15 protein-coding genes are annotated in these 14,599 nt (G+C 36.4%); 8 read left to right on the forward strand and 7 right to left on the reverse strand.

Going from position 1 to position 14,599, the window contains the following annotated elements; all coding sequences use genetic code 11:
- Positions 1 to 4: 4 nt before the first annotated feature.
- Complete coding sequence (locus JOE44_RS15970; protein WP_209786322.1) at positions 5 to 430, forward strand: PaaI family thioesterase; 426 nt, start codon at positions 5 to 7, stop codon at positions 428 to 430.
- Between the two features lie 2 nt (positions 431 to 432).
- The gene (fabF, locus tag JOE44_RS15975; RefSeq protein ID WP_209786323.1) at positions 433 to 1,674 is read left to right on the forward strand and encodes a beta-ketoacyl-ACP synthase II; all 1,242 of its coding nucleotides are present in this window, start codon (positions 433 to 435) and stop codon (positions 1,672 to 1,674) included.
- Between the two features lie 74 nt (positions 1,675 to 1,748).
- On the opposite strand, the gene JOE44_RS15980 is transcribed toward fabF, so the two are convergent.
- The 4 genes from JOE44_RS15980 to msrB form a co-directional block, all read right to left on the reverse strand.
- A complete protein-coding gene (locus JOE44_RS15980; protein WP_209786324.1) occupies positions 1,749 to 2,180 on the reverse strand; it encodes a hypothetical protein in 432 nt (143 codons plus the stop codon).
- 110 nt (positions 2,181 to 2,290) lie between these two features.
- The gene (locus JOE44_RS15985; protein WP_105683153.1) at positions 2,291 to 3,046 is read right to left on the reverse strand and encodes a murein L,D-transpeptidase catalytic domain family protein; all 756 of its coding nucleotides are present in this window, start codon (positions 3,044 to 3,046) and stop codon (positions 2,291 to 2,293) included.
- A gap of 193 nt (positions 3,047 to 3,239) precedes the next feature.
- Entirely contained in the window at positions 3,240 to 3,617 is a 378-nt protein-coding gene (locus tag JOE44_RS15990) for a hypothetical protein (RefSeq protein WP_209786325.1), read from the reverse strand.
- A gap of 6 nt (positions 3,618 to 3,623) precedes the next feature.
- On the reverse strand, positions 3,624 to 4,070 hold the full coding sequence (gene msrB / locus JOE44_RS15995) for a peptide-methionine (R)-S-oxide reductase MsrB (RefSeq protein WP_245169797.1): 447 nt from the start codon (positions 4,068 to 4,070) through the stop codon (positions 3,624 to 3,626).
- 213 nt (positions 4,071 to 4,283) lie between these two features.
- On the opposite strand from msrB, the gene JOE44_RS16000 reads away from it, so the two are divergent.
- Positions 4,284 to 5,528, forward strand: a complete 1,245-nt coding sequence (locus JOE44_RS16000) for a DUF445 domain-containing protein (protein WP_209786327.1) — start codon at positions 4,284 to 4,286, stop codon at positions 5,526 to 5,528.
- A 26-nt stretch (positions 5,529 to 5,554) separates the two neighbouring features.
- Entirely contained in the window at positions 5,555 to 6,445 is an 891-nt protein-coding gene (locus JOE44_RS16005) for a hypothetical protein (protein WP_209786328.1), read from the forward strand.
- A 31-nt stretch (positions 6,446 to 6,476) separates the two neighbouring features.
- Here the strand turns inward: JOE44_RS16005 and JOE44_RS16010 are convergent, their stop codons facing one another.
- A complete protein-coding gene (locus JOE44_RS16010) occupies positions 6,477 to 7,514 on the reverse strand; it encodes a quinone-dependent dihydroorotate dehydrogenase (RefSeq protein WP_209786329.1) in 1,038 nt (345 codons plus the stop codon).
- 313 nt (positions 7,515 to 7,827) lie between these two features.
- Positions 7,828 to 8,523, reverse strand: coding sequence for a pseudouridine synthase (locus JOE44_RS16015; RefSeq protein ID WP_209786330.1), 696 nt, complete (start codon positions 8,521 to 8,523; stop codon positions 7,828 to 7,830).
- Positions 8,524 to 8,719: 196 nt separating this feature from the next.
- Between JOE44_RS16015 and JOE44_RS16020 the strand changes: the two genes are divergently transcribed.
- From JOE44_RS16020 to JOE44_RS16035, 4 genes are all read left to right on the forward strand, one after another.
- Positions 8,720 to 8,920: a hypothetical protein gene (locus JOE44_RS16020; RefSeq protein WP_209786331.1), complete on the forward strand. Its 201-nt coding sequence runs from the start codon at positions 8,720 to 8,722 to the stop codon at positions 8,918 to 8,920.
- Between the two features lie 51 nt (positions 8,921 to 8,971).
- Positions 8,972 to 10,513, forward strand: coding sequence for a glycine--tRNA ligase (locus tag JOE44_RS16025; protein ID WP_209786332.1), 1,542 nt, complete (start codon positions 8,972 to 8,974; stop codon positions 10,511 to 10,513).
- Between the two features lie 104 nt (positions 10,514 to 10,617).
- Positions 10,618 to 11,460: a hypothetical protein gene (locus JOE44_RS16030; protein WP_209786333.1), complete on the forward strand. Its 843-nt coding sequence runs from the start codon at positions 10,618 to 10,620 to the stop codon at positions 11,458 to 11,460.
- A gap of 107 nt (positions 11,461 to 11,567) precedes the next feature.
- Complete coding sequence (locus tag JOE44_RS16035; RefSeq protein WP_209786334.1) at positions 11,568 to 13,097, forward strand: hypothetical protein; 1,530 nt, start codon at positions 11,568 to 11,570, stop codon at positions 13,095 to 13,097.
- A 120-nt stretch (positions 13,098 to 13,217) separates the two neighbouring features.
- Here JOE44_RS16035 and JOE44_RS16040 read toward each other — a convergent pair whose 3' ends face one another.
- Positions 13,218 to 14,546: a M48 family metalloprotease gene (locus tag JOE44_RS16040; protein ID WP_245169798.1), complete on the reverse strand. Its 1,329-nt coding sequence runs from the start codon at positions 14,544 to 14,546 to the stop codon at positions 13,218 to 13,220.
- Positions 14,547 to 14,599 lie beyond the last annotated feature (53 nt).

Below are 14,599 nucleotides of genomic sequence, written 5' to 3' on the forward strand. Positions count from 1 at the left end.
AAGTATGGATAGATTAGCACAATTACAGCAATTCATTGGAAAAGAATTCCATCAGTCACCATCCCCTTTTATGAAATGGCTAAACCCCATCGTTCTTTCTGCAGATGAGGGACAACTGGCATTTCAGTATACGGTAAGAGCGGAATGGCTGAATCCCATAGGAAATCTTCATGGTGGAGTTACAGCCGCAATAGTAGACGATATCATTGGTGCCACCATGTTTTCTTTAAATGAAAATTCTTTCATTACCACCATAAATAATGTCATTGATTATTTTTCAACTGCAAAAGAAAATGATAATATTGTAGCTGAAACTAAAATCATTAAAAGAGGTAAGCAATTTGTCAATGCACAATGCGAAATATGGAATGCAGACAAAACACGCTTAATCGCAAGAGGAACCTCTAATTTATTCAAAATCAATAGCTAATTATGAAAAGAGTTGTCATTACAGGTCTGGGCGCAGTGACGCCTTTGGGAAATAATGTCGAAGAATTTTGGCAAAATAGTATCAACGGAGTGAGTGGAGCTAATAAAATCACCCTTTTTGATACAGAAAAATTTAAAGTACATTTCGCATGTGAGGTTAAGAACTTTGATCCAAAACTTCATTTAACACACAACGAAATCAAAAGAAGTGATTTATTTTCACAATATGCCATGTATTCCACTGCGGAAGCTCTAAAAGATTCTGGTCTTGAACTGGAAAATATGGATCCTTTCGATATTGGAGTAATCTGGGGAACCGGACAAGGCGGAATGTGGACTTTCGAAAGTGAAGTCATGAATTTTGCAGCCGGAGACGGAACTCCAAGATTCAATCCATTCTTTGTACCAAAATTCATTGCCAATATGGCATCGGGAATGATCTCTATGAAATATGGTCTGCAGGGAATCAATTATACAACTGTTTCTGCGTGTGCCACCGGAAATACGGCATTAATGGATGCCTTCAACTATATTCGTCTGGGAAAAGCTAAAGTAATCGTCAGCGGTGGTTCTGAAGCGGCTATTTCTCCTGCTTCTATCGGTGGATTTTCCATTATGAAAGCCATGTCTACAAGAAATGACGACTTTGCAACAGCCAGCCGCCCGTATGATGCAGACAGAGATGGTTTTGTAATGGGTGAAGGTTCCGGAACATTGATTCTGGAAGAATATGAGCACGCCAAAGCAAGAGGGGCAAAAATTTACGCAGAATTAGTAGGGGCTGCAATGACAGCTGATGCTTATCACATGACAGCACCTCATCCTGATGGTGTTGGAGCTATCAAAGCAATGCAGCTAGCCCTTAATGAAGCAGGAATCAACGTGGATGATATTGATTACCTTAATCCGCATGCAACCTCTACTCCGCTTGGAGATTTGGTTGAGTTGAACGGAATTAATAAATTATTTAAAGGAAGTAAAAACCTTGACATCAGTGCTACAAAATCTATGACAGGCCACTTATTGGGTGCTGCAGGAGCCGTTGAAGCGATTATTTCTATTAAAGCGATTCAAAATGGAATTATTCCTCCAACAATCAATCTTCACAAGATTGACGAGAATATTCCTCAGGATGTCAATATTGTTTTTGGAGAAGCAAAGGAAAAAGATATTACCTATGCCTTAAGTAATGCTTTTGGATTCGGAGGGCATAACGCGACTTTAGTGTTCAAGAAATTCAGCTAATTTGAATTAAAATAATTGAGAATCCCTGTATGAAAACATACAGGGATTTTTTTATTCTATCTTGTCTTTAGCTGTTACATAAAATCAGCATCAGGAATGAAAAAATCACTCTCATTCTCTGACATCGGGATATAAAGTCTCTCCCATTCTTCACCTTTTACCATATCCCAGCTATGTCCGGAACCTTTAAGATCTTCAGCCAAAAGAATGATTCCTGGTTCAATAATAAATGTAGTGCCGTCTGTTACTTTAAATCTTATATTCCCTCTGATGGTAATAACATATTGCCTTCTGGGCGCCGGATGATCACTTTTTTCCCATTCTTCCGTTTCATTACTGATCCAGAAAACTTTTGCATTGATAGGTTTAAGCGTGGGCATTTTACCTTTCTCAAAAGTGCATGATCCATCAGGATTATTAATCAGTCTTATAGCGGGAATAAATCCGACAGAAGTTTCCGTATCTACACTTATACTCTTATGATGGTCATGTTGTCCTTTTATCATGCTATGATACTTTAAGGCTAAAAAGTTGATATAAATTTAATTGTTATTTTCGAATTGCAGAACTTATTTAAAAGAAAAAGAGCAGTCAAATCTGACTGCTCTTTTTATCTTTACGCTTTCAACCATTCTGAGGAAGAAAGATAGTTCTGATCCGGGTAATAGATGAACAGACAGTTTTTTCCTTTAATCGTATTGATTATAGATTGTGTCAGCTCTCTTGGAACAGCGGGGCATCCCCAGCTTCTTCCGATTCTTTTGTGCATAGACGCGAAGGCATCACTTACATAATCAGCACCATGCAAAACAATTGCTCTTCTGTAGGCTGCATCATTAAAGCCTTTATCCATTCCCAATAGTTTCAAAGAATATCCGTTGTCGCCCTGATAGGTTGCATCCGTGATATAAAATCCTAAGCTGCTCTGTAACGAACTTTCCTTGTTAGAAAAATTCGTCGCAAATTCTTCGCCGGTATTTTTTCCGTGTGCTACCAATGAGTTGAACAGAACTTTTTTGTCTTCCAGGTCAATGATCCAAAGTCTTTTTGTATTAGAAGACATAGAAAAATCGCAGATAGTTAATAAGTGCGAGTCTTGAGTAAGCAATCCTGCTTTTTTTAAATTTTCATAACCAGTTAATGCTTTTGAGAACACTTCATAATTCAATTCATGTTCAGGGTCAAATGCGATAGATTGGTACAATGCTTCTGATGAAGACACTGCTGTAGTGCTCTTCTCAGATTTCGTTTCAGCTACTTTTTCAGTTTTCGTTGTTTTTACATTCTCACTTTTCGCCACCACTCTTGGGGAAATGTAGAATGAAGTCGTCACCATGTAAACAAGGCCTAATACGCTATAAAATCCTTTCATTCAATACTATATAAATCCAAATTAGTGAGGCAAAAGTATAAAAACATAATTACCAAGGGGTTATAACTCTAAAAAGTTTAACGCTATTTAAGAAACTTTAACGTCCTGATTTTGTGAATTAAAGCACTTATTCTGAAAAAATTTCAAGTAAATAAAGGCTGATAATACTCAATATTTTCTTCCATTGAAGAAGTCAGAACCTCGTTTGATTATAGATTTCTTCAAGTCTTTTCCAATAATCTCTATTTATGGGTTGGTATATTGGATAAATACATTTGATAGCCAGAATATCCAGTTTACTTCGAAATTCCATCCAGGTCATAATATTTTTAACTAATCTTTTTTCTTCAAAACCAGCCCATTCACCCGCCGGATTCAGAAGATTGGAAAAAAGAACAGGAAAAACTTCATACTGATCTATCTTTTTAATCTTTTCAAGGTTAAAAGGGCTTTTAAGGAAAATACCGGTTATATACTGAAATTGCCACTCCTGAAGCTCTGTATCGAGATACAAATCGGCAAGCGCCAGCCATACAAGCTTCCGTTCTTCAAAGAGCACAGGTTCATTCATGGATGTTTAATTCTTAGAATCCGCTACAAATTCAAGACTCACAGAATTCATACAGTATCTCAATCCCGTAGGTTTCGGACCATCATCAAAAACGTGTCCCAAATGGGAATCGCATCTTTTGCAGAGCACTTCTACCCTGTCCATCCCATAAGACTGATCTCTTACATAATAAACACCTTCTTTATCAGCTTCAAAAAAACTCGGCCATCCGCAGCTGCTGGAAAATTTTGAGGTAGAACGGAACAGGTGGTTTCCACACACGGCACAGTAATACTCTCCTACTTCATCAAATTCATTATACTTTCCTGTAAAAGCTCTTTCTGTTGCTGCTTCTCGGGCGATGGCATACAAATCCGGAGCAAGGAGTTTTTTCCATTCATCATTGGAAACGTTAAGTTTTGTAGTATCTGTTCTGGAGTAATATGGATTGTTTTTTGCTTCTGTATTTTCCATAGAAGTTTTTTTAATAGGTTCGTATTTCTGCGTACATGCCTGCAGAAAAAATAATAAGGTGAGTGAAACTAAAAATTTCATCGTAAATTTCATTCTTTAACGGCAAAAGATTGGGTTGGCATTATTTTGACTTAAATGACATCAATCTTTATGGTTTAAAAGCTTTTATTAAGATTAAACGGTTTCATAACCAAATTTAGTAAATTTGAGAATATGAATGACGAAGCAAAAAGAAAACAACTCAGAAAATATAAAGCATTTGCCACAGGATTATTTGTTCTGATGGCTGTTATTTTCATTGTTACCACTATTGTACAGAAGTCTAATAACTCTCATTGGATCGGCTATGTACGGGCTTTTGCTGAGGCCGCTATGGTAGGTGCATTGGCAGATTGGTTTGCAGTTACTGCATTATTCCGCCATCCTCTCGGTCTTCCTATTCCTCATACCAACCTTATTGAAAACAGCAAACAGAGACTGGGAGACAACCTGGGGAGCTTTGTAGTAGGTAATTTCCTTTCTCCTCAGAATATACGTCCTTATATTCAAAAGCTTAAGGTTTCCAACTTTGTCGGGGAATGGCTGGGTAAAGAAAAGAGTCAGGATATTTTGATTAAAAATCTTTCTGATATTGTTCTTGACATTCTTAATAAACTTGATGACTCTACGGTAAGTCAATTTATTAGCAAAAAAGTATCTGAAATGACAGATGATATTAAGCTTAATAAGGTAGTAGGAAACGGAATCGGCTATATTCTGGAAAAGAATGACCACCAGAGAATCATCACCAATCTTTCCAAGCAGATCAAGGAATACATCATTGAAAACGATGAAATGATCCAGGAACGGGTAAAGAAAGGCAGCTATTCATTCATTCCTTCTTTTGTAGATACTAAAATTGCAGATAAAATTGCAGACGGGCTTTCTGATTTTTTTAAGGAAATAGAAGAAAACCCTCAGCATGAAGTAAGAGGACTGATTACTCAGAAGATTCATGAATTTTCTATTGATCTGAAAGAAGATCCGAAATGGGATGAAGAATTTAAAACGATCAAAAACGGACTTCTGAAAAATGATAAACTGGATGAATACTCCAATGACATTTGGGTTTCTATCAAAAAAACGCTGATGAAAGAGCTTCAGGAAGAAAACTCCTCATTGAAAAATTATCTTACTAAAAACCTGAATGAGTTCGCACAAAATCTAAAGACAGATGAAAATCTTCAGAACAAAATTGACCATTGGGTTCGGGTAACGGCTTATAAATACATTCTGAAAAACACCCATCAGTTTGGAAACCTCATCAGTACGACTGTTGGTAACTGGCAGGGAAAAGAGCTCAGTGAAAAGCTGGAGCTGGAGGTAGGAAAAGACTTACAGTTTATCCGGGTCAACGGAACACTGGTGGGAGGTCTGGTCGGCCTGATTATCTACACCATTGCTCACTTCTTCATTTAAAAACTAACATCCACGATCACTCAACCATGAAAAAAAATTTTACATTATTCTTTTTCTTATCCCTCACGTTTTTTCTCAGCCAAAAAATTGAATTAAAAAAGGTAACAGATTCTTCGCAAACTTTTACCGGACAGATTGGAGGAGCTCCTATTACCCTACAGCTCAGCTACACAGGAGTGGTAGACTGTGACCAGTATCAGCACTACGTTGATGGATGGTACTATTATGATAAATACAAAAAGAAAATCCCGCTTACCGGAATATATGACTATTATGGACATCTGTCGCTGTATAATTTTGGAACAAAACAAAAACAGAATTCTAAGCTTTTGAAAGAGCAGATCACTTCCCTTCAGAAAGTAGAAAAGACGGATGAAATAGCTCAGAAATTACTCCCAAAGGAATCTATCATATTTGATCAATCCACTCTTAAAAACAATCCAATTCCCGGCCATTTTTATTTTCGTAAAAAGGTTCAGCCTGCAACATTATTTACAGGAAATGCTATGATCTACCGCCTCAACAATTATCTGTACTTACCAAATAATAAAAAGATCAATACTTATGATTTCATCAATAAAGCTGGAGGAAATGAACTGCTATCCTACTCTTCAGGAGAAAATGGAAACAGGGTTCTGCTGTATTTTGAGCAGACTTCAAACTTTAATGCCTGCGGACAATGTGGAGCCAGTGATGGAGAAAAGGGCTACAGAGTTCTTTATTTCACAAAAGACTGGAATTATAAAAACTATGAAGAATTCCTGATTGAAAGCTGCTGGGAAAATATTTATGATGTAACCAAAACAAAATCCAAAGACAAACAAATTATACAATATAAGATAGGGAAATCCGAGACAACGCCTGCTCACACGCTGACTGTAGATGTAAAAAATGCATCCGTCATCAAATCAAAATAAAAAAGAGAGTCACAATAACTCTCTTTATATTTTATCTTGGTAATCTGCTTGCTCTTTTCAGAAGTTCCTGATTGATTTCGTTAATCAGTTCCGGACCTTCATAAATAAACCCGGTGTACAGCTGAACCAATGTGGCTCCTGCATCTAATTTTTCCATCGCATCTTTTGCAGAATGAATTCCTCCTACCCCAATGATCGGGAATGCTCTGTTGCTTTTATCGGAAAGGTACTTAATCATCTTTGTACTTCTTTCACGGATCGGTTTTCCGCTTAGTCCGCCATTTCCTATTTGCTTTAAAACTTCTGGTGATGTCTTCAGGCCTTCTCTGTTGACAGAGGTGTTGGAAACTACGATACCATCAATTTTCGTTTCTGCAATCAGCTCAATGATTTCGTCTAACTGATTGTTATTCAAATCCGGAGCAATTTTCAGTAAAATAGGTTTCTGTACAGACTTTGACTGGTTTATTTTCTTTACTTCTGTAATCAGCTCTCTCAGATATTCTACATCTTCCAGTTTGGCGTGGCTTCCTACATTCGGACAGCTTACATTCAGTACAAAATAGTCTACATGAGGATGAAGACCTTCAAAACAGTCCAGATAATCCTGGGTATAGTTTTCCGGGCTTGTATCGGTATTTTTTCCGATGTTACCTCCTATAATTATTTTTCCTTTATTGGATTTCAGTTTTTCAATAGCCGCTTCAAGACCATCATTGTTGAATCCCATTCTGTTGATGATTCCCCCATCTTCAATAAGACGGAACAATCTTTTCTTAGGATTTCCGGCCTGTGCTCTTGGTGTTACCGTACCGATTTCTACAAATCCGAACCCAAGATCTCCTAATTCGTTGAACAAAACTGCGTTTTTATCGAAACCGGCAGCTAATCCAACAGGATTTTTAAATTTTAATCCGAAAACTTCTCTTTCCAGACGTTTGTCTTCAATAGGTTTGGGTAAAAATAGTTTGGTAAGAAATCCAAAATTTTTAAGCATTGAAAATGTAAAATGATGAACTTCCTCGGGATCAAATTTGAAAAGAATGGGACGAATGAGCGATTTGTACATTGAAAAAAAGTTTTACAAAAATACTCATTTTAAAATTAATGCTAGATTAACCTATGATATTTTATCAAAATGTTTGATCTATAGTATCTATAAGCTGGAAAACAACTATATATGCAACAAATCAGTGGGATTTTTAACGCTAGGACCGCAAAGAAAAATGACCATCCTGAAAACATTTTGGTTCGCAAGGACGTTTCACTAAGCGAAGTACGCGTTATCATTCTTTGCTGAACGAAGTGCCTTAGCGCTCGAAAAGTAAATATTTAAATACATTCTTAGTGAACATTGCATTAAAAAATATTTACAAATAACATTAAGAATAAGAACTCAGATCAAAATTCAGAATATCTCCTACTCTTTTGAACTCATCATCTATAGTGGCATTTACTGTAATTCTTTCATTAGAAACAGGATGATTAAAAATCAATTGATGGGCGTGAAGCGTCATTTTGCTGATCTCAAATGTTTGAAGCCACAACTTATTTTGTTTATTGCAACCATGTTTTCGGCAACCTAAAATAGGATGCAGAATATGTTTAAAATGTTTTCTCAACTGATGAAATCTTCCCGTCTCAGGAATTGCTTCTACCAAACAATATCTCGAAGTCTGATGTTTTAAAAAAGGTAAATCTATTTCTGAAGTCTGCAAACGGCGGTAGTAGGTAATGGCATTTTGTTTGACTTCATTTTCATTAACCAAATCATAATCAATGGTTTCTTCTTCTTTTGTCCATCCACGAAGAATGGCCAGATACTTCTTCTCCACTTCGCGTGACGCAAACTGCTCGCTCATAATTCTAAGAGTATCTTTATCTAAGGTAAACAGCAGAACACCCGAAGTCTTTCGGTCTAACCGATGTACAGGATATACTTTTTGTCCGATCTGTTTCTTCAACTCCTGAATAGCATAGGTATCGGCTTCTCCCGCATAGAAAGATTTGTGAACCAACAGTCCGCTGGGTTTGTTGATGGCAATAATATGCTCGTCACGATAAAGAATTTCTAACATGGTGCAAAAGTAGAAATTTCCGGCCGATTTAGCCCTGATTGAGCGGTATGTTTGAGCTCTTTTCTGTTTTTAGGCGGCGGCAAAGCCGCCGCCTAAAAACAGAAAAAGCGAGTAGCGAAAGCAAATTCCCGGCTCCTTGATCAAACTTCAAATAAAAGGTTTATATTAGTAAAAGGTTTCCCTTAATTTTAAAAAAATGACAGACTATTTTGGTTTTTTTGTAAAATTGATCGTGATCGCTGTTGTTATAACGATCGCTACAATTTTTTTTGTGCCCTTAAAAAAATACAGAATAGCAAAGATATTACTGTTTATTATTGCCGGTATTTTATTTATCATTGGTGTGGGAGGATGCTTTTTGATGACCATCTCTAATGTAGGTTCTTACAGGTATTAATATTTTCCCAATAAAAAACATTATTTTTGCATATCAGACGTTAAAAAAATTATGGCAAAGCAAGAAGATGTTTTCAAGAAAGTGATTTCTCACGCTAAAGAATATGGTTTTATTTTCCCATCGAGTGAGATCTATGATGGTTTATCCGCTGTTTACGATTATGGACAGAACGGTGCCGAACTTAAAAATAATATCAAACAATATTGGTGGAAAGCGATGGTACAGCTTAACGAAAATATTGTCGGTATTGATTCAGCAATCCTTATGCATCCAACAACATGGAAAGCATCAGGCCACGTAGACGCTTTCAACGATCCATTGATTGATAATAAAGATTCTAAGAAACGTTTCAGAGCAGACGTTTTGGTGGAAGATTATTGTGCTAAAATTGAAGATAAAGAGAATAAAGAAATCGAAAAAGCAGCGAAAAGATTCGGTGAGGCTTTCGATAAAGATCAGTTTGTTGCTACGAATCCAAAAATTCTGGAATACAGAGCAAAAAGAGAAGCAATTCTTTCAAGACTGGCAAAATCTCTGGAAAATGAAGACCTTGCTGATGTAAAAGCGTTGATTGAAGAGCTTGAAATTGCAGATCCTGATACGGGTTCTAAAAACTGGACAGAAGTAAGACAATTCAACCTGATGTTCGGAACAAAACTGGGCGCTTCTGCTGACAGTGCGATGGATCTTTACCTTAGACCGGAAACGGCTCAGGGTATCTTCGTTAACTTCCTGAATGTACAGAAAACTTCACGTCATAAACTTCCTTTCGGTATTGCACAGATTGGTAAAGCCTTCAGAAATGAGATTGTGGCAAGACAGTTTATTTTCAGAATGCGTGAATTCGAACAGATGGAAATGCAGTTCTTTGTTGCTCCGGGAACAGAACTTGAATTCTACGAACAATGGAAGCAAAAACGTCTGAACTGGCACAGAGCTTTAGGTTTGGGAGACGAGAACTACAGATTCCACGATCACGAAAAGCTTGCTCACTATGCGAATGCTGCAGCTGATATTGAGTTTAACTTCCCATTCGGATTTAAAGAACTGGAAGGAATTCACTCAAGAACAGATTTCGACTTAAAAGCTCACGAGGAATTCTCCGGAAGAAAGCTTCAGTTCTTTGATCCTGAGAGAAACGAAAACTATGTTCCTTATGTAGTGGAAACGTCCGTAGGTTTAGACCGATTATTCCTTTCTATATTTTCACACTGCCTGAGAGACGAAGTATTGGAAGACGGTTCAGAAAGAACAGTTTTATCTTTACCTCCGGCATTAGCACCAATCAAAGCAGCTATTCTTCCATTGATGAAAAAAGATGGTCTTGCAGAATATGCAGAAAATATCTTCAATAATCTGAAATACGATTTCAACTTATTCTACGAAGAGAAAGATGCTATTGGAAAACGTTACAGAAGACAGGATGCCATTGGTACTCCTTACTGTATCACTGTAGATCACGACTCTTTAGTTGATCACACCGTAACCATAAGAGACAGAGACACGATGCAGCAGGAAAGAGTTCCTGTTTCAGAGTTGAGAAGAATCATTGATGAAAAAACAAACTTCAGAAATTTACTTTCTAAAATATAATTGAAAAGCCCTGGTTAGGGCTTTTTTATTTTTCAACTATTCCGGATCAACATGCCACAAAAATTGTTATTTTTAGCGGACTAAAAACTAAACGAATAATAACCATGAAAAAACTGATGCTTTCATCACTGGCTTTGGCAGTGCTCTCAGGCTGTGTGTCTAATGATAATCCGGCCGATCACAGAGATAACAGCAATAATTCTCATAACAATAATAACGGTCCTTTTCATCTCCTTAAAAAAGCAACTGACGTAAATCCAGGCGGTCAGCCCTACATGGTGGAGTTTAAGTATAACGGAGATCAGATTATAGAAACTTACAATGCTTCAGATGATGACAGAGTGGTTTATACCTATAGCGGATACAATAGTGATTATATTGCTAAAACTGAAGAATTTATTGGTGGTGCCCTGGTTCTCAGGAGAGAATTCACCTATTCCAATGGAAGGCTTTCAACAGAAAAGATAACCGATCAGGAGCAAGGAACGCTTATCTATACCAAAATCTATCAGTATATCAGTGATACCCATGTCCAGTTTAATGAGTATAAAAGCGGAACTTATAATCCTTCAACGGGAACGTATTCGGATCTTGTATTTGCACAGGTGGATGTTAATTTAACCAATGCCGGAAATGTAGCTTCTGCCAAATACACCTATAACGGAGTTACCTATACTATTACCAATACTTATGATACCTTCAATAATCCTATGAAAAATATAAGAGGTTTTGTGAAGATCAATTTATTTGATGTGAGTGACGGACAAATAGGGTATAATAACCTATTGAATCAAACAGAGAGCTATTCCGGTTCATCCAATGGAACCAACAAAATTACTGCTGTGTATACACTTAACAGCGACAACTATCCTACCAAAGCCGTTACTACATATGATATCTCAGGTAATGGAACAAGTACTCATAACTGGCTTTACGAGTATTATTAATAATTATTTTGCATTTTAGGTTATAAGCTTTGGAAATATTTCCAAAGCTTTTTTATTTTTCGCAACATATAGGTTAATTTATTACTTTTATCCCTCAAATTTTAACCATGAAAAAAATAACTCTGATAATGTTTGGGCTGGTCCAGACCTTTGCATTTTCCCAAACTCAGGATCTGACAACACTCGCTGCGGGTGATCATGTAGGAATGAATGCTCTATTCGATGATAAAGACAATCTTTACGGTTACGTTTCTCTCTATTCTTACGGAAAATCCGGTGATAAAACCAAAAAGTTTGAGTATGTTATATTAGATAAAAACCTCAACCCTGTTGCCAACAAAGAATTTGAAGGTGATATCACGGCTGCTTCTTATTTAGGATATGTAGATTTTAAAGGACAGATTATTTTAAAACCTTCCATGATGGACTATTCCCTGGTAAAAACAAGAGAAGTATTTACTCCCGTTTCTATGGTGATAGATCCTAAAACAAACTCTATTACCAGAAAAATATATTACGACTATCTGGAAAATGGTACTTTCAAAGAAATCAATGAACCCAAAAGCTGGAAAGAACAGCGTAAGGAAAACCGTGAGGAGAAAAAAGATAAAGGCTACAACTACATTTCTGCCGTAGGAGAACTGAAAGAAGGAGGCTATTTTGCTGTGGAATATAAAGATTACGGAAAATACGAAAACAGCAATAGTCTTATTAAGTTTGATGCTAACAAAAAGGAAGTCTGGAGATATAAGTATAACACAGACGGAAGTAAAAAGCTGTACACTACCTTATCCGTTCTGGAAAGAGATGAAAATTATATGTACTGCATCATGAAAAAGGTTAATGACAAGCAGAAAACATTCAGTGTGATGGTTCTTGATATGAAAACCGGAAAAGAAACGTCCAATAAACCGGTTACAGGATTATCTGATGATACGATAGACAATATTGAATCCTTCTACTCCAACTACAGAAAGCTTGATAATGATAAAACTTTTGATGATAAAGTAGTCCTGCTAGGAAGAAACTATGATGATTCCGAATCCGTAGGGTTTGCAAGAATGATTCTCAACAAATCTGATTTCACAGTAGATACCAAAGCAATTAATTATGAGCCTAATATCTCTACATTTCTTCCCAAAGTTAATAAATATGGAATGGTAGAAAGCGGTTATATGCTTCAGACCAAAGACATGTATTTTATGAACGATGGAAGCATAGGTATCTTATCCGAAAAATATAAACCTGCAGGTCAATATAATGCTCCGAAAACCACTGATCTTGTGTATATCTATACCGATAAAGATTTCAAAGTGAAAAATGTTCAGGTTTTTGAAAAGGAAAAATCAAAATGGGTAAACAGTGACTATCTGTTCTCACAGTACCTCAACGGAGGAAAAGATGTGGTATTTTTCTACCGCGACTATCAAAAAGACGAAGTAACCAGGCAGAAAAGATGGAATCTATTTATCAATACCATTATTGATGGAAAGTTCAAACAGGAAATCATTCCCATTTCTGAAAAAGACAACTATGCCGTAACTCCGTACGTTGGAAAAGAAGGCTATATCCTGCTTCGTGAATATAACGAAAAAGAAAAATTCAATAAAATCCGTTTGGAGAAATTAAATTACTAATATAAAAAGAACCCTGACAAAACATCAGGGTTATTTCTTTTATGTTTTGGCTTAAGCCAGTGGGATTTTTTGTTATTTTAAACGGGCTAAAGCCCGTTCCTATTGATCCTTTAATGATGATCAGTTTACCTTCGCTATCGTTTCATTCGTCTGATAAAAGTCTGCAATATTCTTTATTTCATCCAGGCTTAAATTCCACATAAAGTTCAGAAATTGCTGATAACTTTCACTTTGATTTTTAGGCTCTATCCGATCCAGATACCGGTTCAGGTTATAATTTTTTCTTGCCTCATATATTTTGGAAAAACATCTTCCCAGCCAGCTTTTATAATACTTTTCCTCTTCATCATCCTGTAAAAACTGCATGGCAGTGTAAATGCCCAACCCATAATCCTCCGAATGGAAATAATTGGGCAAAATTTCCATCCTGGCTGTTTTTTTCAATGTGAGAAACAGATCCGAAGGTTTTTCCGGAATAAAAGGTGTTTTGAGTTCTGTAAAAGTCTTTTTAAGCATTGCAATCCTTCTGGATACTTCAGGATGCGATGCCAGGGAATCTTTATTAAGCTTTTCTTTGTAGAAATTATAATTGTACAGGGAGAAGTCTTCCTTCTTCATCCACTTCTCATTGAAAACCTGTTTAGGAAGATTAAAAAGTTTCTTATAGGTATCCACCTTCAATTCTCTTGGTGAAATGGTATCAAAATCCTGAAGCCTTTGAAGTGCATTTACAAATTCAGCTTTCTTGAAATCACTGTTTTTAAAAATGATATATCCTAAAGAATCTGCCTGCATTTCACTTTGTCTTCTTTCCACCCCTTTTTTGTACGCAGTATTTTTAAAAATGTCAAAAGCTTTCTGATTCTGGCTCTGGCTTCTGCGTGTTGTTGTTGATTTTATATTCTCCACCACCACTTTATCCAGCTTATCCTGTTCGATAATTTTTAAAAAAGTTTTCAGAGAATGTTCTTCTATTTTGTGCCCCAGCTCATGAGAAATCACCGCAGCAATCTGCTCCTCATTGTTCAGCCAGCTGTAAAGCCCCATATTGATTACAAAAGTTCCGTCAGCAAGGCAATAAGCGTTGGGGGTATTGTCTTTTGCAATCAGAATTTTCAGATCCTGAGGAATTGCAGGATTACTCTTTTTAAGACGATGAATCATGGATTGTATACTGGTCTCAAATTCGGATTTAAAGATAAAATCCTTATTCTTTACCTGCTTTTCAAAATCAGTTCCGAATTCTTTATAAATCTTGGATAGTTCAGAGCCTGTTTTCCCTGAATATTGGGATTTTAATCTCTTGACAGTTGCTTCATTATTGCCTTCAAAATTCTTTAAAAATGCTTTTCTCTGTATATAATCTGCAGTATCTATCGGTTTATACATCTGGGCTATTCCCATCATCGAAAGCAGGAAGAAGCCTAATAAAATTAGTTTTCTGGTCATAGTTTTCATCAATAAGAACAAAAATAACTTATTTGCTGATTCATTTTAAATTT

Origin of the sequence: Chryseobacterium sp. PvR013 (genome assembly GCF_017833095.1) — a bacterium.
Lineage (GTDB): Bacteria > Bacteroidota > Bacteroidia > Flavobacteriales > Weeksellaceae > Chryseobacterium > Chryseobacterium culicis_A.